The organism is Paenibacillus sp. FSL H7-0357 (assembly GCF_000758525.1).
Classification (GTDB): Bacteria; Bacillota; Bacilli; order Paenibacillales; family Paenibacillaceae; genus Paenibacillus_AQ.
In genome coordinates this window covers 2,006,325-2,031,908 of record NZ_CP009241.1, presented here as the reverse complement: position 1 = coordinate 2,031,908, position 25,584 = coordinate 2,006,325, and the positions used below count along the sequence as shown (strand labels likewise).

Annotated in this window: 15 protein-coding genes and 1 pseudogene; 4 read left to right on the top strand and 12 right to left on the bottom strand. The window is 53.3% G+C overall.

From position 1 onward, the window contains the following. Window positions 1-27: 27 nt before the first annotated feature. From H70357_RS34240 to H70357_RS08910, 6 genes and pseudogenes are all read right to left on the bottom strand, one after another. Window positions 28-1,437, bottom strand: a complete 1,410-nt coding sequence (locus tag H70357_RS34240) for an extracellular solute-binding protein (protein WP_052091925.1) — start codon at window positions 1,435-1,437, stop codon at window positions 28-30. A gap of 240 nt (window positions 1,438-1,677) precedes the next feature. Next, entirely contained in the window at window positions 1,678-4,092 is a 2,415-nt protein-coding gene (locus H70357_RS08925; RefSeq protein ID WP_038588085.1) for a hypothetical protein, read from the bottom strand. Window positions 4,093-4,171: 79 nt separating this feature from the next. Then, window positions 4,172-5,215 carry a LacI family DNA-binding transcriptional regulator gene (locus H70357_RS08920; RefSeq protein ID WP_038588083.1) on the bottom strand — a complete coding sequence of 348 codons (1,044 nt, stop codon included), beginning with the start codon at window positions 5,213-5,215 and terminating at the stop codon, window positions 4,172-4,174. A gap of 128 nt (window positions 5,216-5,343) precedes the next feature. After that, the gene (locus H70357_RS08915; RefSeq protein ID WP_038588080.1) at window positions 5,344-6,972 is read right to left on the bottom strand and encodes an S-layer homology domain-containing protein; all 1,629 of its coding nucleotides are present in this window, start codon (window positions 6,970-6,972) and stop codon (window positions 5,344-5,346) included. A gap of 150 nt (window positions 6,973-7,122) precedes the next feature. Then, a complete protein-coding gene (locus H70357_RS37085; protein WP_379145442.1) occupies window positions 7,123-7,395 on the bottom strand; it encodes an S-layer homology domain-containing protein in 273 nt (90 codons plus the stop codon). Beyond that, window positions 7,361-10,030 (bottom strand): annotated as a pseudogene (locus H70357_RS08910) (endo-1,4-beta-xylanase); the annotation flags it as partial. The pseudogene H70357_RS08910 and the gene H70357_RS37085, both read right to left, overlap by 35 nt. A 269-nt stretch (window positions 10,031-10,299) precedes the next feature. Here H70357_RS08910 and H70357_RS08905 point away from each other — a divergent pair. Together H70357_RS08905 and H70357_RS08900 are read left to right on the top strand one after the other, a co-directional pair. Then, window positions 10,300-11,430, top strand: a complete 1,131-nt coding sequence (locus H70357_RS08905; RefSeq protein WP_038588077.1) for a glycoside hydrolase family 88 protein — start codon at window positions 10,300-10,302, stop codon at window positions 11,428-11,430. Window positions 11,431-11,877: 447 nt separating this feature from the next. Beyond that, window positions 11,878-12,738: an AraC family transcriptional regulator gene (locus H70357_RS08900; RefSeq protein ID WP_038588074.1), complete on the top strand. Its 861-nt coding sequence runs from the start codon at window positions 11,878-11,880 to the stop codon at window positions 12,736-12,738. 38 nt (window positions 12,739-12,776) lie between these two features. On the opposite strand, the gene H70357_RS35795 is transcribed toward H70357_RS08900, so the two are convergent. The 5 genes from H70357_RS35795 to H70357_RS08880 form a co-directional block, all read right to left on the bottom strand. Then, on the bottom strand, window positions 12,777-13,016 hold the full coding sequence (locus H70357_RS35795) for a hypothetical protein (RefSeq protein WP_156130838.1): 240 nt from the start codon (window positions 13,014-13,016) through the stop codon (window positions 12,777-12,779). 102 nt (window positions 13,017-13,118) lie between these two features. Then, window positions 13,119-15,587 (bottom strand): GH36-type glycosyl hydrolase domain-containing protein, encoded by a 2,469-nt coding sequence (locus tag H70357_RS08895; RefSeq protein ID WP_038588071.1) that lies wholly within the window; start codon window positions 15,585-15,587, stop codon window positions 13,119-13,121. A 35-nt stretch (window positions 15,588-15,622) separates the two neighbouring features. Further along, window positions 15,623-19,801: a glycoside hydrolase family 2 protein gene (locus H70357_RS08890; protein WP_038588068.1), complete on the bottom strand. Its 4,179-nt coding sequence runs from the start codon at window positions 19,799-19,801 to the stop codon at window positions 15,623-15,625. Next, window positions 19,794-20,474, bottom strand: a complete 681-nt coding sequence (locus H70357_RS08885) for a hypothetical protein (protein WP_052091924.1) — start codon at window positions 20,472-20,474, stop codon at window positions 19,794-19,796. Before H70357_RS08885 ends, H70357_RS08890 begins: the two co-directional genes overlap by 8 nt. A gap of 225 nt (window positions 20,475-20,699) precedes the next feature. Beyond that, window positions 20,700-21,431, bottom strand: coding sequence for a GDSL-type esterase/lipase family protein (locus tag H70357_RS08880; RefSeq protein ID WP_052091923.1), 732 nt, complete (start codon window positions 21,429-21,431; stop codon window positions 20,700-20,702). Window positions 21,432-21,562: 131 nt separating this feature from the next. On the opposite strand from H70357_RS08880, the gene H70357_RS08875 reads away from it, so the two are divergent. After that, window positions 21,563-22,429 (top strand): helix-turn-helix domain-containing protein, encoded by an 867-nt coding sequence (locus H70357_RS08875; protein WP_052091922.1) that lies wholly within the window; start codon window positions 21,563-21,565, stop codon window positions 22,427-22,429. Window positions 22,430-22,441: 12 nt separating this feature from the next. Here the strand turns inward: H70357_RS08875 and H70357_RS08870 are convergent, their stop codons facing one another. After that, complete coding sequence (locus tag H70357_RS08870; RefSeq protein WP_038588065.1) at window positions 22,442-23,353, bottom strand: AraC family transcriptional regulator; 912 nt, start codon at window positions 23,351-23,353, stop codon at window positions 22,442-22,444. Between the two features lie 132 nt (window positions 23,354-23,485). Here H70357_RS08870 and H70357_RS08865 point away from each other — a divergent pair, with 132 nt between their 5' ends. Further along, window positions 23,486-25,471 carry an alpha-amylase family protein gene (locus H70357_RS08865; RefSeq protein ID WP_038588062.1) on the top strand — a complete coding sequence of 662 codons (1,986 nt, stop codon included), beginning with the start codon at window positions 23,486-23,488 and terminating at the stop codon, window positions 25,469-25,471. The last annotated feature ends 113 nt before the right edge of the window (window positions 25,472-25,584 follow it).

Below are 25,584 nucleotides of genomic sequence, written 5' to 3'. Positions count from 1 at the left end.
AGCCCTCTCTTTGAAAATAAGCTTTAATTACGAAACTTTTCCGCTTTCCCACAGTTTCTTAATCGTTGGCATAATCTCATCGTAGATGTCCTTGACACTCTTCTGACCGGTCAGCGCCTTGTCGATGGATTTCTCGTATTCTGTATTCATCTTAAGATAGGCCGGAACATAATAAGCAGGCCACTGTGCAATGGAATCCTTGGTTGTGGAATAACTGAGAATCGTTTCTTTGGCACTTGCCGGAAGATCGGCAGTCCACTTCTCAATGAGGGCAGGGTCGGTGTACCAGTCGGCTTGGTTAGGCAGCCATGCTCCGCTCTTGAGCAGATCCAGGGCATTCTCCGGGTTAACCATGTAAGCGTAGAATTTCTTAGCTTCCTCAATATGCTTGGACGTATTGTAAACTACCAGTGGAGCACCTGCGTTCATCGTTACGGCTTGTTCCATCTTTGGCAACACGCCGACACCGATATCATCATTGCCTTTGATGTTAGCCAAATCCCACGAGCCGCTGACCGCCATCGCATAGCCGCCGCTCAGCGCATCAATGACCGAACCGGCGCCGGTAGTCCATGAATAATTGAAGGGCGAGGCTACCTTGTCCTTGTTGATAAGATCGGCCAGCTTCTGGATACCCTCAACCGATTTGGGCGAATCCCACAGAAACTCCTTGCCGTCCGGGGATACAATACCGCCTCCGTTCGCATTGGCTGCCCAGAAGTGATGGAACTCACGTCCCGCGGTAAACCCGATGCCGTAATTCTCTGTCAATGAAGCGTTGAACCCCTCATCTGCGGCCGTTTTGCCTTTGGTATCAGTGGTCAGCTTCTTGGCATTGCTCACGAAGGTGTCCCAATCCCAGGCATCCTCAACCTTGGATGGCGGATAGGCGATGCCCGCAGCATCGAACTTTGCTTTACTGTAGTACAGCAGCTCCAGTTGGTTGGAGAGGCCGACACCGATAACTTTTTGCTCCGGAGAATGGATTGTAATCGCTGCCAATTTCTCCGGTATTGAACCATCAGCAAGCAAATCACTAATGTCTTCGAGAATGCCCATTTCATTGTACTTCTGAATATCCCCCTCGCCCATGTAGCTGATATCCGGCAATTGATCGGAGGCTAGGCGGGTCTGAATGAAAGTATCAAAGGTTCCGTCCGCCGGCAGCACTTGCGCATTGATCTTAACTCCAGTGTCAGCTGTATATTTCTCTGCAGCCTCTTCCACCAGCTTCTTCTGCGCGTCATCGCCCCAATACAACAGTTCAAGCGTGATATCCTTGCCGGACGTACCTCCCTTATCATTCGCGGCTTTTTCTGTGGCTTTGGCGGCAGTGTTGCCCGTGTTTTTCTCTCCATTCCCCGAACAGCCGGCCAGTGAAGCGAAGACCATTGTTAATGCCAGTGATAGAACCAGAGTGCGTTTACCAAACTTCATGTTTGTTGCCTCCCTTTTCTTTTAAATCTATATAAAATGAACTTGTGAGTTTTTCATTTAGGTATTCTGCGCAACTGCGGAGAAGACTTGGCCTTCCCCTTCGCTGCTCCTTTACCTAATGTCGATTTTCCAAGTTCACCTATATTTATTTCGATTATACTAAGTTAAACGTTTAATCTAAAAGCTTCACGGGTTTTGTCCGTTAAGTAGCCTGTCCCATTCTGCCGCTCCTGCCGGCGATTATGGACAAGCGCTGAAGACGCCGCCCTGAAGTCTTACTTGGCGCTGCAGCCGGCCTTGCCCGGAGCGGAAACCCACCTTGTCTTCAAGCAGCAGGTATCTGGAAGGGTACGCTGCATAACTCGTAATTGTCCAGCCGTCCGTCTCCTCGGTAACATAACCATTAACACAACGCAGCTTGCCGCTGCTGTCTCTATAGAGATAGGCGGTTGTCCCAAAGCCTAATAAGTAGGCAACCAGTTCTTCACCCATGTCCCAATCATCTCCGGATACAGTGGAGAACAGCGAAGCGAATAACGGATCACTGCTTGCTACAAATACCGACTGTCCAAACCTGTTCCTCGACAGCTCCGGCATATTCAGATTAGGTGCAGCCACACTGTAAGTTGAGGCCGCCTCTCCCGGCTGCAGGCGGCGCGGAGTGGAGCGCACATTCCAGTCATAACAATTGAACACGGCCATTGTAGAACGGTAAGCCGCCTCCAAATATTCGGGATTGCCCAAATGCTCGTAGGCAACCCGGGCCGAGCCGGACACCAATCCCCCCCATAAGGAATGGATCATGGAAGAGAGGGCTTCCCACCAGCGGTCCGGGTTCTGAACCCTGTAGTCATTACTGAACCCGATGTTCGCCAGAATCAGCTGTCCGTAACGTTCCGCTTCGTCCAGATTCCCAAGATGGCACAGCGTTTCACAGGTAGGTCCGAACCCTGCGTTATCATAGAAGTGCTCTGTAATTGCCCCGCCGTATTGCTGTACTTCTGTCTGCAGATTCCGGCCGAACCGCTCCCATAACTGCTGCAATTGCCCCTGCCATTCCGCAAGTCCCTCCTCCTCAAGTGCCTGCAGCAAATCCCGAATATATAGAGTGAAAATGCCGTTCAGCCCTGCCTCGTCCTTCTCTCGCTGCCTGGAATGGCAGTCCGGGTTCAGACGCAGGCATATCACTTCGGCAGCCCACTCCAGATAAAGCCGTGGCGGATGCAGCCTCAGCAGCGCAGCATCCATTCTCGACAGCAGGTAGAAAACATGCGCAATATAATCCAGATCATAAATCCGGTAGAACCCTCCATACAAGGGGCGCGGCCGAGTGAAATCGCCCTCCTCGAACCAATGGAGCTTCATATCCAGCACTGCAGCAGCCTCGGCCTTCGCAACCTGTTCCGGCACTGCAGCCGACATGCTGTTCTTCATCAGCAGGAAGGTCAGCTTGCCAAGTGATTCTCCCTGATTGGACAAGGGACGGAACGCGTAGGGGCGTTCCACTCCATCTGCGCTTCCATAGCTATGGGCTACCAGCCATTCTGCCCGTTTCTCCAGCATAATGTCGATCGGCTCCAGCACGTTCCACACCAGGATGTCGCTGCGTCCGTCTTCAAGCACCAGCTCCAGCTTATGCTCACCGGGCGCCGGACGAAGCAGCGTAAGTGTGTACCTGCCATTTTCTCCTATTACCGGAATCGCCTGATCTGTAATGTCTTCGCGGCGGAGCTCCTCCGTTCCCGGTGGAGCGCTGAATAGGCAGATTTCACGTATAGACTGTTCCTGCGTTATCCCAACCTCAGCTTGGAAGATTCCGCCCTGTGTCAGCACAGACGTATAGCTCCAGTGCGGGTGGCCAAACGCGGCTCCCTGGCGGTAGAAATCATCCTGATCCTGGCAAGGGAGAAATACATACTCCCAGCTGGAAGTCTGCCCGGGCTCCAGATCCAGTGTATGGTAAGCGTTACCATAGATCCAATCCGCAGCTGCTGAGTCGGGCATTGAAGCCCCATCCTCCACCAGCGACAGCCGATGATACAGCAAGCCGTCCAAGGAAGGGGATACCTGCTCAAGAAAGCGGTTACTATAACGGCAATAGGAGCCTGCCGTGACTGTTCTGCCCCCAGTCTGATAAATACCCAAGTGCGGCGCCTCATTGCTGCGCCTGATAGCGGCGAACTTGGTGAAGTCTCCGCCCAGATGAGTGAACACTGCACACGATTCACGCATATTCCGCAGCACGTTCTCATCCCTGAACATGATATAGGCCAGCGAGAACCATACATGCAGCCCGTTAATCCGTACAGCTTGTGCGGAGCGGTTGGACAATTCGATGCTCCACCTGAAGCGCTCCTCCTCCAGTGTGTACACGAAGCGGATCGTTACCGGAAAAGCATCAAACTCAACAGTAGCGCGATGCTCTCCCTCCTGGATCACCCTCGGCTTAAGATCCACACTGTGTATGATCTTCCCATTCAGTTCGAGCGTCCATTCCCCGAACAGCTTATCCTCGTCTTCGTACCCTGCCTGTTGCAGATAAGCGGGATCAACCACCCAGTTCATTGCGGCGGGATCTTCCTGCATCACCAGGGACTGCATGGCTCCCCGGGCACTAAGCTCCATTCTGTATTTTGCATTGCTGAGAAACATCATCGCCATCACCTCTTTCGCGTCCTGCTTTATAATCTAAACGTTTAGATAAATGAAAAAAATATGATGTGAGACATCGGCTTTATCTCACATCGTTTACAGCAGCTACAGAGTCCCGCTCGATTAACCGGCATTCCGGCATAATCAGGGGCGCAGATTCATTCCCATTGATCACATTGTACAAGCTCTCTATGGCCTGATAGCCCATTTCGTGCAGCGGAAGTTCCATCGTCGTAATCCGCGGGCGCAGATAATCGCTGAATTCCCGGTTATCGAAGCCAATCACCGACAAGTCCTCCGGAACCTTAACGCCTCTTTCGTCGGCTGCCTGCAATACCCCTACCACCATAACATCATTCATAGAGAGGATAGCCGTCGGCGGCTCCGGCAGAGATAACAGCTCGCCGGTCAGGCGATATCCGGATTCCCGCTCCCAATCCCCCATCTTGATCAATAAAGGATCAAAGGGCAGTTCAAAGTCAGTAATCGCCCGATAATAACCGTTCAGCCGCTGTCTGGACGGAATGGAATCCATCAGCCCGCTAATGACCGCGATTCTGCTATGACCCTTCGCGACCAGATGGGACATAGCCTCATACGAAGCCTGCTCGTCGTTATAATGTATGGAAATGTCGTCCCGTGTATAACCATAGGTATATACAATAGGTTTGTCGTCTGCATCGATTAGTCCGGTTAAGTCACGGGTATGTACACCGATATAGATAATCCCGTCCACCTGCTTGCTGAGCAGCTCGGACACGGCATTGGAGGCGTACTTCCGGTATGCCTCTATATCAGCAAAATTACGGCCGATACGTTTATTTAGACGAAGATTGACCAGCAAAATATGCAGATCATGCCGATCGCCAAAATCATTGATGCCATCGATAATCTCGGGTGCATTAAACACCGTCACATCCTCTGCGATAACACCGATCGTATTCGTACGGTTGAGCTTGAGGCTCTTGGCAATATCGTTAGGTTTGTAATTCAGCTCCTCAATGGCTTCAACTACTCGCTGACGCGTCTCTGGACGGACATTGCGGGTACCATTAAGCACATAGGAGACTGTAGCAATCGAAACATTGGCTTTAGCAGCGATATGCTTAATGCTGGTTTTGCTCATTGTAATTCTCCTATTCTATGCCGCAAACATTATGTTAAACGTTTAGATTGTTAAATGACACCTAGAATATACCATACGAAACTATCAGTAGGCAAGAGATTTCCGTCAAGTCTAAACCCCTAGATGAATCAAGGGGTTGTATTGTTTAAGAAGGAATAACCGTAATATTTCTCCGCATTACTCATGCTTGTCCAAATATCCGGACTTTCCCCGCCTATGTACCAGTAGGCCACTCCCGCTAAATTTTTAGTAACAGCAAAATGATATTTGGCAATTAACGAGCGCCCGTCCTCAATCCAAATCATGTGTTGCATAACATTGTTCGTATAGCCGGCAACATATTGAGCCAATGATTCATTCCATAGCGGTTTCATCGAATAGGTATTGATCCTCTGATTTTGCTCAGTGAACGTAATGAATTCGGAGGATGAAACTGTTCCATTTTGCTTTAACATCCAGTCCCGGTTATAGAATGGCAGTGCCAATATGACCTTGTCATTTGATACAACCTTTAGCAAGGTTTCGAGTGCGTTTGTGATATAGGGTAGCGAAGCATTAGAGCCTGGATTGACACTTCCACCGTAATGCTCATCGTAGCCCATCATTACTACATAATCCACTTGTTCCCCAAGCGCAGCGTAGTCAAATGCCTCTGTCCAATCCGTACCAAGATCAGGCGATACATCTATAGACAACGTAGCATTAACGCCATGCAATCTTTCTGCTAATAAAGCAATAAAAGCTGTCAAATATTTTCGATCCGATGCCTTTATATTCTCAAAATCTATATTTAGCCCATCAATGCCATATTTACTTACCATCGCTGCTAATTGGATTATTGCAGTATTTCTTGCTGTTATGCTAGATAACATTAGATGAGTAGCTTCTTGATCGGACCGGTTACCGACCATCGCCCAAATTTCTTTGTCCTTCGTCTTTGCCCACGAAACAAGCGAGATTTCTGTTGAATCCGTTACAATCCCAGTTCCCCCTACAAAGTACCACCGTGGAGATAAGATGTTCACATTCGATTTCAGAATAGTGCTCTTATACTCTGCGGTTGTTTGTCCATACTGCCAGCCAATAACAATATGTTTTTTTGGCTCGTTCTCAAGCTCTGTGGCCCAGCTTTTATTTTGCAGCACCCGATAAATAAGTACAGTTACTTCCTGCCTGGTAATTGCATCCGTTGGACGAAAATATCCTGTTTCATCGCCCTTCATTAATCCTAGCTTACTAACGGCAGCAACAGAATTACCAGCCCAAGCAGCAATACGATTACTATCCTTATATACTGTCAGATTAGTGGATTTGCCGTTCGTTTGTTGCAATGCACCAGCCATCCAAACAGCTGCCTCTTGTCTTGTAACAGCTCTCTTAGGTGCAAAGGTAGTCTCCGAGGTACCACTTGCCAGGTTCAGCTGAACAGCCGCCTGAATCGGACCGTAATACCATTCATTCATTACTACATCTGTAAAAGCGGTTACTGGACTAGCCACTGGATCAAGCTTTAGCAAACGTTCCAGCACAGTAATAAATTCTGCTCTGGTCATAGACTTTGCTGGTGAGAAACTCGTCAACGAGGTTCCTGTAATAAGCTTTTTATTATATAAATCTATGATCTCTTTTTGGGCATAGCTTGTGTTTATATCATCAAAAGGCAGCCGCCCATCGGCCAATATATGCTGACAAAACATGCTTGTCGAGCAAATGACAGCGGCTGCCGCTATTATGAATCTACCTAATATGGCCTTCACGTGATTCCTCCTATGACATCAATTTTAGAATTGTATCAAAGATAGAATCTATATTCATTGATGAAATACTGGTAAATCACAGCAAAAAACAGCCAGTCACCGGAAATTTTCCGGCGGCTGGCTGTTTAGGCTGAAAGCTGTAAATACAGGTTACAGATTCCAAATGCGGTACACAATAACTGCCGCTTCAGCGCGGGTGAGCGTATCGTCCGGTGCAAGCTTGCCGTCTTTGCCGCTCACAATTCCGAATTTCACCAGATCCGCCAGGCTGTCTCGGGCATACGTTTCCGGTCTGTGGAGTTGATCCGTTGCTACTGTTACTGTTATTACTGTTGTTATTGTTACTGTTGCCGCCCTCGTTCGATTGGCCAGGTTTACCCGTAAGCGTAAGCACACCGTAAACAGAGGTGTCCTGATATCCATTGCCGGTTGTATCATTCCATGCGGCAGCACTTTGCCGGGCCCCGTCTTTGGCGTCATTGATCTGTACGTCGAAACCGATCTTTTTGTCGTTGCTTGCTGAGATTTTTTTAAACGGAATCTTCACTTCTACTGTGTAGTTTGTTCCGGTAACCTTGGTTGATGATTCGAATCCGCCAGCGATCCCAGCCGGATTGAAGGAAGTCCCGTTGTCAAAGTTGACTCTGAACTGTCCGTCATCGTCTTGATAGAACGTCGTCTTCCCATTGTTTTCATCCAGGAAGATTTCGACGGAATCCTGTTCCCATACGTTCTTACTGCTCTTGTCCAGCTGCGCGTCGCTGACCTGAATCAAAACATACAGATTTTGATCATCCCAGAGGGTTTTGGCCACTCCGGTCGCGCCCTGCCACGCCATCTGGTACCGATTTACCGGCAACTCCGCCGCCTTGCTCCAGACAGCATCAACCGTCCCGTCAACTACAGGTGAAGCATAAACAGCGGTGGATTGGTTTGCGCCGGTAGAATCAGGTTTATGCTCCTCCATAAATTTACCGGGGTTGATAACCCCGTAGTAAGCCGGCTTGGCCTGCAGGTTCTTATCGAATAATAACGGATTAGCAGAAGCTCTCCAGCTCGTATGGTCGTCCAAGCCCCAGAAGGTAACGCGCTCTATATTTGCGGCGTGAGTTTTGAAGAGCTCCATCAATTGCGCGTATAAATAGCCCTGGGCATTCGCAAGCTTCTCGGAAAGCTGATTGTTGCTCCCAGCCTGAATATCAAGCTCGGTGATGCTTACTTCTACGCCTAAGGAAATAAACTTCTCCAGCGACAGCTTTACGTTTTCGGGATTGGTGTTGACACTGTAGTGCCCCTGCATGCCGACGCCGTCGATGAGGCGTTTCCCCGGATGTGTAAGCGCATACCTATCATTGATAGCTTTGACCATGTTATAAATGGCTGCCGCTTTATTCTGGTTATCTTCGTTGTAATCGTTGTAGTACAGCTTGATATTCCAATCTGGATGTTGGTCCAGCACTTCTCTTGCCGCCAGGAAGGCCTGCTCCACATAATCTGCGCCAATGGAACTCTTCCAAGGGGATTCACGCAGCGAGGTTTCCAAATCTGCCGGATTACCCGGATTATCGCTCATCGCTTCGTTCACGACATCCCAAGAGATCACCTTGTCACCGAAATGTTCCACGACCGTTTTAATATGGGTGTGCAGATTTGCGAGCGCTTCGTCCCGCCCCAAGGGAAGGCTATTACCTTCCGCATCCTTTGTCGTATTCATCCACACGGGGGATTGCTGATGCCATACCAGCACATGCCCATGCATCAACATCCCTTCAGACCGTACCTTAGCAACCATGGAATCCGCAGCGTCAAAGGTAAAATTGCCCTTCGCCGGCTGCAGCGCATCCGGTTTCATCGCGTTTCCTGCGGTAGCGACATTGTGATGCATTTTAAGCAGCTCCAGCCGCAGGCCTTCCAGATCCTCGGCTGTTATCGCGTTGCCGATCAAAAAATCATTTTGATAGGCAGTCTTTACAGGAATCAGGTCCTTTTGTATGGCGATTGGACCTGTGCTTGTTTTCTCAAAATGGATGTCGTCGATATAGAAAGATGCTGCTGCGTTATTGGCGCTTTCAACATAGATGGTTAAATATTCGCCGCCCACACTGTTATAACGGTAGCTCCCCTCAAATTTAACCCAACCGTCGCTGGCACTGATTGTTTTGGGGGATAGAGCCACATAATTCGCGCTGCTTCCATTCCCGGTCTGCGTGGACAGCTGCAGCTGCGAGCTTGCGGGTTCGATCAGCTTGACCCAGGCCGAAATGTTATATTCGCTGCCCTGGTCCACATACTTCTCCACACGCAAGGACGGCCCATGCCACGTAGCTGTTCTGCCCTCTACTTTCAAGGCAAAGGAACCACCCTCGGTATGATTCTCTGTATCTGTAAGAGTCAGCTTCTCAGTCCCGGCTCTGCCTCCAAAACCGCCGGTAGTCTGATCCTCAAAGGTGATGGCAGTGAACGGTAAAGCCGGTTCTCTAGGCGGCTCTTCTCCACCGTCCGAAGCGATTTTCTCGGTGATAAGGAGGTCTCCGATATAGAAAGAAACCTCGGCTCCTGCTTTGTTGGAGTTCATGCGCAAGGCCTGATCTTTGCTTGTATCGACGGTAAATTCCTTAGTCAGGGTGACGGCTTTGCCCGCTTCAAAATTCACTTCCGCATAATTCCCATAGCTGTTCACAGTTTGAAGTGCTGCACTCGCGCCGGTGGGCAGATTCACATTTGCATCCACATAAACAATTGAAGTCACCGTGTAGGTTTTTCCGTTTTCCAGGCCGAGGTCGCTGAATTTGAAATCAGCCGCGTCCCAGTTGTTTACTCTGTTGCTTACGTATAATGCCGCTCCGTCTGCATTGCCTGCAAAAGACTTGCCGGTGACAGCCGTCAGGCTGGCACCTCCGGATTGAACAGCTTTGCCTGCACCGGCCGCAAAGGTTTCGTGATAAACCGTTTTCGTTACTTCCAGTTTCGGTGTTGCAGCTTGCGCAACCGGAGCAAGACAGCCTAACGGAATAAGCAGACTCGCCGCCAGTACTAACGAGAAGACCTGTTTAATCATTTTACTCATGCGTTGCACTCCTCTGTATGAATTTGGGTTAGACAAGTTAAGCGCTTACAACTATGGAAAGCCGCCCCCTTTCTCACTCCAAATCGTAGCATAATGCAAAAAGTGCGTCTTACTCTAAATTAAAGATTGTACCGTACTTTTTATATATCATTTGAATTGCGCTTAATCCGCAACTTACCTAAGAACTTGCACAACAAATCAACAAAATGATTGGCTTATAATAAACATAAGAACAATTGAGCGATACTATGGAGGTTATTATGAACTGGAAATCGGCGATTGAACAAACGTTGGCCACCACCCGTCTTAACATCAAGCGCTTTGGAGACCAATTTCCCATCGTAAGCCTTGGGGACGGCAAATATCATTTAACTGACCATACCAGCTGGACGGAAGGATTCTGGTCCGGGATATTATGGCTGAGCTACGAATACAGCAAGGACCCGGAGATTCATGCTGCAGCCATCAAAAGTGTGGACTCTCTCAAAAAACGCTTGGAGGCTGAACAGGGACTCGATCATCATGACATCGGCTTTTTATATTCGTTGTCCGCGAAGGCCCGCTGGATTGTCGATAAGGATGAAGATTCCCGTCTGCTGGCGCTGCAGGCTGCCGATATTCTGATGAAACGCTGGCGGTCTGCCCCGCAGCTGTTTCAAGCCTGGGGACCAGAAGGCGATGATGCCAACGGGGGCCGGATTATCATTGACTGCCTGATGAATCTCCCCCTGCTCTATTGGGCTACTGACCAGACCGGGGACCGCAGCTATGCCGACTGCGCCAGCATTCAGGCTGAGAAAAGCCGCCGGTTTCTGGTGAGGGGAGATGACTCTTCCTACCATACTTTTTATTTTGATCAGGTAACTGGAAATGCCATCCGCGGAGGAACTGAACAGGGTTTTCAAGACGGTTCCACTTGGTCGCGGGGACAGGCGTGGGGTGTGTATGGCTTTGCCTTAGCTTACCGCCATCTCAAAGAACCTTATTTCCTGGATACCTCAAAACGGCTTGCCCGTTATTTTCTGGAGCAGCTCCCGGAGGATCATGTTGCGTACTGGGATTTCGATGCTCCGCAAGAGCAGGACACACCCCGCGACAGCTCGGCTTCCGCTATCTTTGTGTGCGGTATCCTTGAGCTGCTTGAACACTTGCCGGAAGATGATCCGGATCGGGCATTCCTTGACGAAGCGGTCCACAAATCTATAGATTCCCTGGTGAACCGCTATTTCACACAAGGCAGTCAGACTGAGGAAGGTTTTCTGAGGCATGGTTCCTATTCCGTCAGGGGAAATTCGTCTCCCGATAATTTCATGATCTGGGGCGACTATTTTTTCCTGGAAGCGCTGCTGCGGCTGGAGCAAGGAATTCCGGGATATTGGTACGAACGTTAAAGTGAATTTGGGCACCGGATAAGATAAATCAACCTTACAACCGTATATGTAATCGCAAACCGGCAGGCTCCCCATCGGAGCTCTGCCGGTTTGATGTGCAATATGGATTGCTGACGCTTTTATTAAACTATATAGAATGAACTTAATAACTACACAAAAAAAGGCAAAAGTAGCGGAGGGGGATTTTGGAACTGTAGGAGCGATAGCGACCGCCTGAAAGCTTTCCGTAGGAAAGCTCGCTTCGGAAGCATAACCAGTCACCGGATTTCCACCGCATATAGCGAGTTAAATCAAGAAATTCTTACGACAACAGCGGCCGGAAGTCCAAATATTCACCGTAGTTACGTCCTCGCCAAAATGGGAAATCCTTAAATTCAATTTATATATTTTATTTTTCATCGCCTGCTATTTATACTGTAAGTAAAAATGGTTGCAAGGGAGCGTTTCATGAACAGGAACGATCATACGCCCAAAGGGCTTGAACCCGGTCTATTGATGTACAAGTATAAATATGAAGATGAGGAATCCCATTGGTTTCACGCGCACAGGGGAATTGAAATATTGTACATATATAACGGTCATGGAGAAATCATGGTGGAGAATCAGACCTACCCCATTCAGGATCATACGCTGGTTTGGTTCCAGCCCTATCAGTTGCACCAAGTGATGGTTCCTCCGGCCCCCAACCGTTCTTATATTCGGACCAATCTGACCTTTGACCCCAGTTTTCTGGAGCATTATCTTACCGCTTTTCCTTTCCTGGAGAAGTTTTTCCGGAACATGTGGAAGGGCACTCTGCAGAGGCCGGTTTTCTACGCCATGAATAATACTCCGATTCTGGATTTGCTGGAGGAATTACATCATTCCGTAAATGATTCTGCCGCAAACAAAGAAGAAGATACCGGATTCCTGATGCTTCAGCTGATGCGTTTGCTTCAAAAACAAGTGTCCGGTGTCCAAACCGAAGACAATCCCATCCAGACGCGTGGAGGCTCACATGTCGAACGGATTACCGACTGGCTGGACGAACATTACAAGCAGCCCTTCAGCCTCGAAACGCTGGCTGCCAGTTTGCATCTGTCGCCTTACCACATTTCACATTTGTTCAAGCAACATGCCGGCATCACCCTGTCCGAATACTTGATTCAGCGGCGTGTAAGAGAGGCTTGCATGCTGTTGGCCAATACCGGTAAATCCATTCAGGAGATTGCTGTGGAGGTGGGCGATCTTTCCCCGTCATATTTCAGCCAGATGTTCAAAAAGATCAAAGGAATTTCACCAGACCAATATAGAAAGAGCATCCGCTGAAGCCCTACCATAGGCTGGATCACACAATCTCTTAATAATCACAAAAAATCGCCCCTTGGTAAAATGGAAGTGATGAGCAACCATTTCACTAAGGGGCGATTTTCGCCTGCTCTAGCTGATTCGGACACCAGAGCCGTTATTTGCAGATATTCGGCACATTTCCGGTGCTTGCGGGCACCAGTGACGTTATAATCACTTTTCACACGCTGTTTGCTGCTCTCCGGCGAAATAACGTCTTTCCAGTCCGCGACGCTGCACGCCATGCCTCTTTTCCACAAATAACGGCTCCTCAGACCTCAGCGCTAATACAATGCCCAGATTGGAACCGAAAAGATCAACCACAGCGGCATCCCCCTGCTGCTAGAGAAGACCAGCGGCTGCTACAGAATAACTTCAACCTTGACGGACGAGCGTCCAGGGTACGGCGGCAGGACGTTGCCCTCCACCCGTTCTCCGTCAACGGTGATTTGTTTGACGCCTTTGCAGACCTTGCTTACGTTCGTAACGGTGATGTCATAGACACAGCCTCTGAAGCGCCGCTTCACCGTAAAACCTTCCCAATCTGCGGGAATGCAGGGGTCGATGGACAAGCCGTTCATCACCGGCTTCACCCCCAGAATATACTGGGTGGCGGCGACATACATCCATGCAGCCGTTCCGGTTAGCCAGGACACGTTGGCGAGGCCGAACTTGTCAGACTCCGGCCCGAACAGGTTGGAGGCATAGACGTAAGGCTCTGCTTTGTACCGCCATAAGCCAGCCTTATCCATAGCCACATTCGGCAGCAGCTGGCGGTAATATTTGTAGGCCAAATCTCCCCGGCCCAGCATACATTCAGCTATAATAGCCCAAGTGTTAGCGTGGCAGAATACGGCTCCGTTCTCCCCCGTCCCCTTGTTGTAATTGGTCAAAGGATCGGCAGGATCAGGAAAGCTGGTGATGGAAGGATGGATTTTTTTGATGCCGAGCTCCGTGTCCAGCATGTCGCGGACGCTGTCCATCGCCCGCAGCCCCTTATCCTCGTCCGCCATGCCGGACAACGTGGCCCAGGTCTGGGCATTGAGCCAGATTTTGGCTTCGTCGTGTTCATCGCTGCCGAGGAACCGGCCGTCGTCCATAATGGCCCGCCGGAACCATTGCCCGTCCCAGCCGATGCTGTTGACCCGTTTACGCTGCGCCTCATACATGGCTTCATACTGAGCGGCATGCTCCGGATGGCCGGCGGCGGCCGCAAGATCAACCATACGCAGCAGCACCGTTCCAAGCTGCATCGCCGTCCAGATACTCTCGCCCCGCCCCTCACGGCATACGCGGAACAGCTGGTCGTTCCAGTCCGAGCGCAGCATCAGCGGGAAGCCGTTAGGCCCCAGCTTCGACGCCGTAAAATCAATCGCTGCCTTCAAATGCTCATATACCGTGCCTTCGCCGCCGTCATAATAAGGCAGTTTGGCCTCCAGAAAAGCGGCATCTCCGGTTTCTGCAAGCAGATCCCATGCGGCAAGTGCGGTCCACAAATGGTCGTCGGAATGGATACTCGTTACCGGCTCCCAGCCTTCGTTCGGAAAGAAATAATGGTTAACATGGCCGTCCTTGTACTGTTGGCCGAGCAAAAGCCGCAGCTTGTCAAAGGCAAGCTCCGTGTCGAAGGGCACAACCGCCAAAATATCCTGCGAGGTGTCCCGGTAGCCCACTCCGCGGAACGTACCGGTGGCGTAAAAGGAAATGTTGCGTGAAAACAGAAAGTTACGGTGCGCCTGGTACGGATTCCAGATGTTGATCATCCGTTCGGCGTCCTTGTCCGGCAGCCGGCTCTCCCACGCTCCCAGATAGCTCGCCCAATTCTCTTTCAGCGCCAGGAAGGAGGATTCTACAAATCCGGCTTCCCGGGAGTGGGCTACGGCCCGTTCAACTTCCTGCTCATCCGCTGCGGTGCCGAGAAATACATTGATGGTGCGGCTCTCGCCCGGCTGCAGCGTAAGATTGAACTGCAGCGCACCACAGGGGTCCCCGCCCATCAGCGTCGATCCGGTGCAGCCGCCGTTCTCAATCGCCTCCGGGTTGGATTCGCTGCGGTAACAGCCGATAAATTCCTCGCGGTCGCCGTCATAGCCAGCTAGCGGTGTATCCGAAGCCAGATAGACCAGCGGCGTCTCTTCCGGTTTGGGCTGGTTTTCGACCCCGTACCGGTACACCAGCGTTTCCGCTGGATGATATTGCACCGAAACCTGATGTTTGTTGTAGCATTGCCACTGCAGCTCGCGCATAAATTCCATCATGCCGAACTCGGCGTAGGCATAAACCTTCAGTTCTTTCGCTGCACTGCCCTGGTTGGACAAGGTCAGATTCCAGATCAGCGAGTTCTCGTATGGCCCGACAAAATACACCGTCCTGGCGGCGATATCCGCACGCTTCGCCTCGAAGCGGGTATAACCCATGCCATGGGCGCTTTTCCACTCATCAGGTTTGTCCGAGGCGGGCTCGCTGGTCGGGCACCAGTACCCGCCTGTTTTTGCATCCTGCACATAGATATAGGGACCCGAACGGTCCATCGGCAGGTGAAAGAAACGGTAACGGGTAATACGCCAGATCTGTGGCGACTTGTAAAAGGCCACACCGCCCCCCGCATGCGACAGCATTGTGTGGAAGGTACCGTTCGACAGGTAGTTCATCCACGGCGTAGGCATATCATGCCGTTTAAATTCAACTTCCTTCTCCTCGTCGCTGAAGGTATAGTAATCCTTCGGCTCAGCGCGGTTTGTGCGTAATCCGCTTGACGGCAAGCCGCCTCTGGCCTCCTCATGTTCCTGCTGCCCGGATGGTTCAGCATGCTTGAAGTGTTCCGCTTTCACTGGGCTTCAGCTCCTTTAAGATGAAATTAGTTTGTTTATTTCGGTTCGACCTCGTCCAGGGTCAGACGGTATTCCAGGTCCTTCATATAGGTGCCGTCGGCGTTCAGAAAGGTCAAACCGAAGGTCAGGTCACCACCGGTTCCATGCAGTATCGCGATCAGCCGGTTGAGGCCGCCCCGCAGGATAAGCTCCTGCTCAGGCTCCGCCACCAGCACGCCGTTCAAATAAATCTCATAAGGCACGGCTGTATTGACGTGCAGGCGTCCGCGGCGAAGTTGTCCGGGCACCTGCACAAAGCAGCTCAGAAACCACGGATCAAGCCCCGCATCCGCAATCCGCAGTGTCCCGTCGCCGGAACGCCGCTCTTTCTTCTGCATCCAGCCATAAAGGCCTTCGCCCAGATTATTCAAAGAAAACTCCGGATCGGTGTAGTAAGCCTTCATCGCCCCGTAATCGACATGGGGCGGACAAGGCAGCGCCATCGCCACTTCCATGGCCCACTCGCCGTCACCCTTCACGCTATCCAGTAAACCGTCGTCAAAGGACGCGCCCAGATTGGCGAGCAGGCGGGTATACAGGCGCAGCGCCTTGTCACTCCCGGGGTCCGTCAGCAGCTGCGAGCAGAGCACGGAACCCGCCCCTGTCTTCACTTCGGCAAGGAATGTTCCAGCAGAACGTGTGTTTCTGCGGTTTAGCTCCACCAGTGCCAGACGGCTGTATTCTGCCGTGTAGCCATGCACGAAATAGTCCTTCCATGGCGTGCCTTCGACACTGGTACAAAGAGCATAAGCGTCCGGCAGCTCCAGGCTGTTGAGGGCCAGCGCACGGTTCATGACCTCGCGCGGCGACAGAAACACCTTGTCGAAGCCGAAGAGGTCGACCGGACTGAAGCCGCGCACGGCGGCGCGGGCGTAGTCCGCCGCCAAGTGATACGTCTCGTGCGGCACCACACGCACGGGACAATCCAGCAGGCGGGCAAGCTCAGCCTGCTGGCGGTCCTCCGCCGGCAGGAGAAGCACCTGTCCGCCGGCTTCGGCATGACGCCGGAGCGCCTCGGCTGCCCCCGGCGCCTCAAGCATGCAGGCTTCGGCCACGATCAGGCCGTAGTCCTGCCCGTCCCCGGGCGCCGCTTCGCCCGGCGCGTTGGCCACTGCCGGCGCTGTCATATCCAGCGCCGTATACCGCAGCCGCAGCTTATCGAGGAACGCTGCGGCTTTCCCGCCGGGGCGCAGCAGCGCGGCCACCGGCCGGGCCTCAGCCCCGGCGTTGTCCCCGGCGCGCCCGGCGTAGGCCAGCAGGTTGCGCAGCAGCAGGCAGGCCTGCGGCACGCGGCCAATGTTCGCCATCAGCTCCAGCTGATTGGCCAGGAACAGGCCCTCCCCGCTGCGGTATTCCAGCAGCGGCGACCACAGATCGCCACCGTCGCCAAAATCGCCCGCGCTGCATTCCAGCAGCAGGGTGAAATCGCCTGCGGCCGGCTTCTCGAAGGCGGCATGGACAATCGGCAGCGGACCCTCTTCGCGCAGTTCCTCATGCCAGAACATCAGATCCTCGTCGCCAAGCCCCTCAAGCACGGGATGCTGGTAATTGCCCGCATGGGCGCGGAGGAAGGGCCGGCGTGAGAGCGGCAGCCTACCCAGCGAAAGCTGGGTCTGCTCCAGCAGCAGCAGCTTGCCGCCCCGCGCGACAAACGCCTTCAGCAGCGCCTCCAGTCCGCCATCCAGACCCTCGGCCTTGCTGCCGATAACGAGCAAATGATCGGCAGCAAGCCCGGCCAGTCCAGAACGGTCTACCTTTCCGCAGCCCGGAACAAGCCGGCGGATGTGTTCGTAATCCTCATCCGCTCCCCAATACACGGTCTGACGCTGTACGTTCACGGGTTGGTTCAGCAGGCTTGCGGACATGATCCTGTATTCTAAGCGCAGCTCATGCACCCGCCGATCACCGTGAAACAGCACCGCCGTCAACACCGCCTGCTCTCCGGCTGCGGCGCGGAACGGCACCCACTCCACCCCGACGACCTTATGCTCGGCGGGACTTTGGCGGAAGCCGAAGCTTTGCTCATGGACGATGTTTTTCCCCTGCAAGACAACGAATTCCACCCGGACATCCTGTGTAGAGAACGTGTCGTTGTATACGTCGAAGCTGCGGCTGACCGGCGCATCGTCATAGAAGCATCGGTTGTACTCAGCGGCGATAATCGTAGCCGGCTTAAAGGCCTCAGCCATAATGCCAAAGGCTGGATTAGGCGTGTACAGCGGATAATCCTCCGGCAGCAGACCGTTGTTGATTGAAAGCGAATAGGCCGGAATAAACTTTGGCTTCACGCCGGACATCCCCGGCTCAGAGGATGGCAGGACAATGTTCTGCTCCGGCATCGCCTGCATGAAATAATGGGCGAAATTGAAGGTGGAAATACCGGACACGCCCTGCCGTCTTGCATACTCCACAAACAGCCGCTCCTTCTGCGCCAGCCCCGCTGTGCTTTCGTCCGTACCGCGGTAGGCCTGCAGTCCAACATACATGCTGCTGTTTTGCGGACATATATACCACCAGCCGCCATGTTCCCCGAAGGTCAGCGGAACTGTCCTGTCCCACTGGCCGATCGTGCCGTCGATGTTGTAATGGCGGCTTTCCACCTCCGTATGCACTTTGGGCAGCAGCCTGTTGTCTCCTTCGGCGATGATCGGACGAGTAGGATCAAGCTCGCGGATTGCAGCCATAAAGCCGGGCATATGCAGTTTGAAGCCGTCCCGTCCGTCCACCCAGCGCATTTCGTTCTGCAGACTCCAGAGAATGACAGACGGATGGTTTTTGTCGCGCTGCACAAGCCGCCGCACATGCTGCCGGCAGTTCTCCACAAAAGCGGGATGGTCTGCCAGCATGGATTTGCTCGAGCCATAAATCGCCGTCTCATCGACGATCAGCATGCCTTCTTCATCGGCGATCCGCACATAATCGGCCGGATACGGCTCGGCATGCAGCCGGATGCTGTTGACACCCACGGAGCGGCATATGCGGTACCAGTTGCGGATGTACGCTTCCGTCTGCTGCGCCCCGCCCTGAAAATGCCAGGAATCGCCGCGCAGATTGACCGGAATGCCATTCAGTATAAACTGCGGGCCTTCGCACCAGATTTCGCGGAAGCCGAAATCTTCCACACGCCGGTCGATGATCTCCTCTCCATGCAGCAGTTCCAGCACCGCACTGTATAGAAACGGCTCATCCGGGCTCCACAGTCTGGCACCGCTCCAGTCCATATTGAATGAGGCACAGTACACTGCCCCGGCCACTTCGTTTTCACATAGCCTGAGCGTCTCCACAGCGGCGCCATCGACTGAATGGGCCATGCATTCAGCAGACAGGACCGGTGCAGATTCCAGATCAACTCCGTAACATTCCGGTCTGTCTGGCCGCATGCCGGTATCGGCTTGCTCCGCTCCTGCCCCTTCAGATCCTGCGCTAGCCCTATCTGAAAATCCCAGCGCTTTCCGGCCCTCCTCAGACTGCCGCAGCACGCCTTTCTCCCGAATGCTCAGCTTTACGCGCAGCGGGCTGCGGGCCGCATCTCCCGCTGCAGAGGCAACAGCATTCACCTCTATCCGCCCTTCCCGAACGAAAGTACGAATAGTTACATCCTCCAGCGACAGTGCCGGATAACCTTCCAGATATACATCCTGCCAAAGTCCACGGCAAATCCTTCCGTACCAGGAACCCAAAAGTCCGGTTATTTTTTGCATGCCGTTTGGAAGCGCCACTCTGTCGAATCCGCCGCAAACGACATGCAGATGATGCTCCCGCCCCTGCACCACCAGGGAAGTAATGTCGAGCCTCAGCGGCAAGTAGCCGTCTTCCCAAACACCAATCTCCTGCCGGTCCAAATAAATGACGGCCTTCTGCATAATGCCGTCCAGCCGCAGCACGATCCGTTGACCGGCCATGCTCTCTGGAACCCGAAAGCTTCGATGCAGCACTCCCGCTTCCGCGGCATCCCATTCCTCCGGATAACCGTACAGCTCGAACGGGGCGTAGTCATACTCCTGGAATTTGCCGAATCGTTTGCCTTCCGGGAGCGGATAAGTCCGCCTCCAGCTGGAAGGAACCTGGATCTTGCGGGCTTCATAAACAATTTTTTCCGGCAGCCTGCGGCATTGCGGCTGATCATACAGGGGCATGAAATCCCATTCCCCGTTTAGACATAGCAAATTACGCATCTCTTATTCCCAACTTTCCGGTGAAGGAGCGCACCTCAAGCACTAGATCGAGCTTCCGCCAAATATCCTGGCCGGCAGGGGTCCCTTCCCATTTGATAAAATGCGGCTCCATAATTTCGGCCCAGTTGTCCGGAGTAAGTGTCGTTTTCAGCCTTCCTTCATAAGGGGCAGGCTCCCGCGTGGCCGGCTGCTCCGCATAAAAAAACAGCACATTCTCATGAAGCCCGATAATTCCGTATTTATCTCCGTCACCCGGCCGTTCTTCCTGATATTGATAGTGGTAATAAACATAGCTGGCGGCTTCTCCCGGCTTCAGCAGTGCAAGCCGTCCGTAAGGCTCGCCAGCAGCGTTTGAGCGCTCCCAATGCTGCGCTGAAACAGGTTGCTGATAATGAAAAATATCAGCCAGCGGCGCCCAGCGGCGACCCTGTTCCCCTCCCGGCCAAACTGCCAGCCGTTCTGAGGCTTCGGGCAGCAAACTTTCCGGCGGAACCGCCTCTTCCAGGCATTCATAATAAAGAAACAGCTGGTGGCTGCAGGCAAACAGGCTCAGATTGACCACATTGAGATGTTCCATCGCTTCGGCGAGCGAAGATGAGACCTCTTGGCTCCGAAAAAAAGAAGCAAGTTCCTTGCCCCTGAGCCCCTCGGCCCTGTATAAACAGCGCTTCATGCCGAACCTCCCTTTCGCTTGTTTTCCCTATCATGTTACCGCATACAATTCTTCTTCGCCTTGACGATCGGGACCTTATTTAGCATGATAGCGACATGAGATCTCAAGACCGCCTGAAACCGCAACTGCGGTGAGGAAATAGGCGTAAGAAGGTTCTTCGAAATCCAGCTCGGCATGGAAAAGGCCCGCCAAAAAGGAACACTCCCTTTTGCGGGCCCGGTTAAATCATAAATTGAAATGAATAGATGTGGAAACAACTCCGAACAGCTCCGACAGCAGCGTCCGCGCTATCACGCGGTGACCTGATGCGTCCGGATGGATACCGTCACCATAGCTATAACTGGCGTCAAGCCTCCGCTCATTCCGGATATGCTCCAGCAGCGGAGTGCGCAGGTTGATCACACCATCGGCGGGACAACCGCCGGAGAGCAGCCAGTCCGCATAACGCTCCAGCACGCGGTCATAATCCCTGTAGGGCGCCAGATAATTGAAATCAGGCGCCTCTTCAGGCAAGAGCTGGCCATTCATTGAAGCGGCGTCGAACGGCGGCGGGGTCATGAGCACCGCTTTGGCCCCGGCTTCACGGATCTGTGCGCTCAGCTGACGCATTCCCGCCTGATAGGCCGCGAACCGTTCGTCCGAGTAGGGATGGTAAATTCCGTCGTTCATGCCGTAGCAGGCTACAACTACACCGGGAGCGGCAGCGGCGAGTTCTTCCGCCAGCCGGTCATGGATACAGGGCCTTGGAAATGGATGTCTCGCTTCGCTCAGGCCTGATGCCGTCTCGCTGGGGATACCGCATGCTATCAGTTCCACCGCCTGATCCGGGCGGTGCTTCCGCAGCCATTCCTCTGCATAACGGATATATCGGCCATCCGCCGTAATGCTGTCCCCGAGAAATAGAATCACCGGCTTCACCGGATCATTTGTGATTGGATCGGCAAATAAATGCAACATTGTTTTCCCTCCTGACAATAACGCAGGTCTTGGCTTAGCCGAAGTCCGGCGATAGGCCCGCAACCTTAATGGTAACGCTGCCTGCCCAGTTTTGCCTTGACGATCCCGACCTTCTTTAGCATAATATGGCCATGACAACTAAACTTTTTGCGCGGGACATCGGACTTGAACCCGGCTTTACCTTCAGGATCCAGAAATGCCCGCTGACCCATGATTACTACGTCCATAGCCATGATTTCTCCGAGCTGGTCGTCATTCTGTCGGGAAGCGCCGTGCATATTATCGAAGGGAGAGAGTATCCGGTTACTGCCGGACAGGTTTTTCTGATCCACAGCAACGTTTCCCATGGTTATAAGAATGTCGATGGCATCGAATACGTTAACGTCATGTTCCAGCCCGAACAACTGCTGCAGCTGCCCGAGCTCAGGCTGCTGCCGGGCTTTCAGGCGCTGTTCTACATTGAGCCTTTCTACCGCAAGGAAATGTATTTCAAGGGCATGCTCACCCTTGACGCCGGGCAGCTGCGGGAAGCGACGCGGCTGCTTGATGTGATCCTCGAAGAGCATGACCGGCAGCCGGAAGGATACCGGCTGATGATCCGCACTTATTTTACCGCTCTGGTAGGCATGCTTTCGCGCTATTATCAGAACAGCCTCGGAAGCGAGGACAACAAGGCGCTGCGGATCGGCGAAACCGTGACCTATATCGAGGAGCATTTTCTGCAGCCCATTTCCCTGCAATCCATGGCGGATATGGCCTATTTGTCCACCCGCCAGTTTCTGAGAGTCTTTACCCGCAACTACCAGACCACCCCCATGGATTACGTCATCCGCAAGCGGCTGGACTATTCCTGCACGCTGCTGCGCAGCCCCGGCCTCACCATTTCACAGGTGGCTATGGACAGCGGATTCCATGACCAGAACTATTACTCCCGCCAGTTCCGCAAAGCATTCAACTGCACGCCAAGTGAATACCGCGAGAAAATGCGGGATTCCTAACGGCATCTGCAGTCACTCCTTATCTTCATCCCTGCCGGCGGCCATTCCCTCATCCCTCTGACGCAGCCGCCGCCGGTACGCCCCGGGCGTCACGCCAAATCTCGCACTAAACAGCCGCGTCATGTAGTTAGGATCGCGAATGCCTACCCGTTCGGCAACTTCGGGTATGCCGAGCACTGTACCACCCAGCAATTGTTTGGCTTCTTCCAGGCGCAGACGCAGCACATACTGCAGCGGTGTTGTGCCGATATGCTGTTTCATGCACCTTGTAATATAATCCGCCTGAAAATGCAGCTCCTCCTCGAGTCCGGCAAGATCAAACGGCTGTCTCCAATGACCGTCCAGATAGGCTGCGGCTGCCCGGGCCAGCCGGACCGCAGGCTCCGGCGCAGAAGTCCGGGCGCATTCCGCCTGCAGCGCGGCCAACAGCTCTGCCAGCAGCAAATGGAGCCGGACAGCGTTCTCTGCACTCAGCCGGTTGTGGATCTCGTTCATCCCACGCAAAATCGGCTCCAGCGCTTCTACATCGACTGCAGCAAATTTGGGCATATACAAACGCTGCTGCGCAGAAGGCTCAACATCCTCCACCGTCCCTTTGGCGAGCAGCGACGACCAGGGAATATCCTCCCGCCGGATATGCGCTGTCGGACATCCATGAATGAAATGCACCCAATAAATTTCCGTATCCTCCCCGCAGGGCCGATGCCCGGCATGCGGCAGCCCCGCCTCCAGCACCAGCAGCTTCCCCGGACCCACGGCATATTCCTTATCTTGTTCTGTCATATACAGCGTTCCCCGCTTCACCAGCAGCAGATCGTACACACCGAAGGTGCGGGCGAAATGCCGGTCACCCGGCGACCAGACGGCATGTCCTACTGTCACAAATTGCGGCAGCGGCGGGATGGCGAATTCCAGACACAGCACAGTATTCCTCTCCTGTCATAAGTCGATTTTGTGCTATTCAAAGTCTATATTATCACTGGTTACTCCGGCAGAAAAGAGGTACATTGACTGGGAATCCGCTTTTCATCCAACCATATAAGGGGCTGTTTATCTATGCGTTTTCGTCAGGTACACCTCGACTTTCATACTTCCGAAGCCATTGCCGGTATCGGAAGCGAGTTCTCCAAATCCCAGTTTCAGTCCATGCTGCGTGCCGGGCATGTCGATTCCATCACCGTTTTCTCCAAATGCCATCATGGCTGGGCCTATCATCCCAGTGAAGCCAATGAAATGCATCCGCATCTCAGCTTCGACCTGCTCGGCGAAATGATCGCGGCGGCCCATGAAATCGGGGTCCTCACACCGGTTTATTTATCAGCCGGTCTCGACGAAAAGCTGGCACGGCGCCATCCCGAATGGCTGATCCGCGACGCGGAGGACCGGACACGCTGGGTGAAGGACTTCATGACACCGGGGTATCACGAGTTTTGCTTCAACACACCTTTTCTGGACATCTTACTGGCGCAAATCCATGAAGTGGTCTCCCGTTATGACGCGGACGGCATCTTCCTCGATATCGTGGGCATCCGCAAATGCCGCTGCCAGTACTGCGTAGCTGCGCTGCGCGCGGACGGCCAAGACCCGCGCGACGAATCTGCCGTCGCCGCCTTGGGCGAACAGACTTATCTGAACTATGCGCGCCGCGTACGGGAGACCATCGACGCCGTGAAGCCCGGTCTTCCGGTCTTTCACAACAGCGGCCATCAGCGGCGGGGCCGCCGTGACCTCGCCCGTGTCAACAGCCATCTGGAGCTGGAGTCGCTCCCGACCGGAGGCTGGGGCTATGATCACTTCCCGCTGTCGGCACGCTACGCCCAGACGCTGGGCATGGAATTTCTCGGCATGACCGGCAAATTCCATACCTCCTGGGGCGAATTTGGCGGATACAAGCATCCGAACGCCCTGCGGTTTGAGGCAGCGCTCAGTCTTGCCCATGGCGCCAGATGTTCGATCGGTGATCAGCTTCATCCCACGGGCCTAATGGATGAGGCGACCTATGCCCTGATCGGCACCGCCTATGCGGAGGTGGAGTCAAAGGAGCTGTGGTGCGCCGGGACAGAGTCCATCGCGGATATTGCTGTCCTGTCCCTCGAAGCGGCGCGTGAGGCCTGTCCGGACGGGCAGGAGCTGAAGGGGCGGCGCAATATGGCCGATGCCGGTGTGGTGCGCATGCTGACCGAAGGCCATTATCTGTTCGACATCGTGGATACGTTAAGCGATTTTGGCGCTTACAAAGTGCTGATTCTGCCGGACGAAGTTCCGGTATGGCCGGAACTAGCCAGCGCTATAGCGGAATTTACAGCAGGAGGCGGCAAAGTGCTCGCCACCGGGCGTTCGGGCCTGAACGCAGCAGGTGATGCTTTTGTCCTGAATTTGGGTCTGAACTGGAAAGGAACTAATCCGTACAAGCCGGCTTATTTCCGCCCGGACTTCACTCCCGGCGCCTTGCTGCCCGCCTCCTATGTGATGTACGGCGAAGGCCAGCTTGTGGAATTAAACGGCGGGCAACCGCTGGGCTGTCTGGAGAATCCGTATTTCAACCGTGATGTCTTCACTTTTTGTTCACATCAGCATACGCCCAGCGCCAAGGAAGATAATGGGCCGGGCATGGTCGAAAGTGAAAACGGCATCTATATCGCCTGGGATGTGTTCAGCGATTACGCGGATGGCGGGCATCTCATCCTGAAGGAGATGGTACTCCATGCTCTATCCCGGCTGCTGCCGGAGCCTGCTCTGCGCACCCGGTTGCCGGCCCGCGGGATAACGACCCTGCAATACCAGCCGGCGGAACGGCGCTATGTCAACCATCTGCTCTATGCCGCCCCTGTGCTGAAGGGACGCATAGAAGTCATTGAGGATATCGTGCCGCTGCGGGACGTTTCCGTCAACCTGCGCCTCCCGTCTCCCGCTCCCGTCCAGCGGGTCTATCTGGCCCCGTCGATGACAGAGCTGCCGTTTACGGCGGGCCAAGAGGGCGAAATCGGTTACACGGTTCCTTATCTGGAGAATCACCAGATGGTAGTGTTAGAGCTGGCGTAAGTAGAATTACCGGCCGAGAGGCTGGGTTGGCGGGACATAGTTAGCGTTATCCTTCGGAGTCCAAACGGTGAAACCTTTGATCAAACAAAGGTTTCACCGTTTTGTGTTTTTTT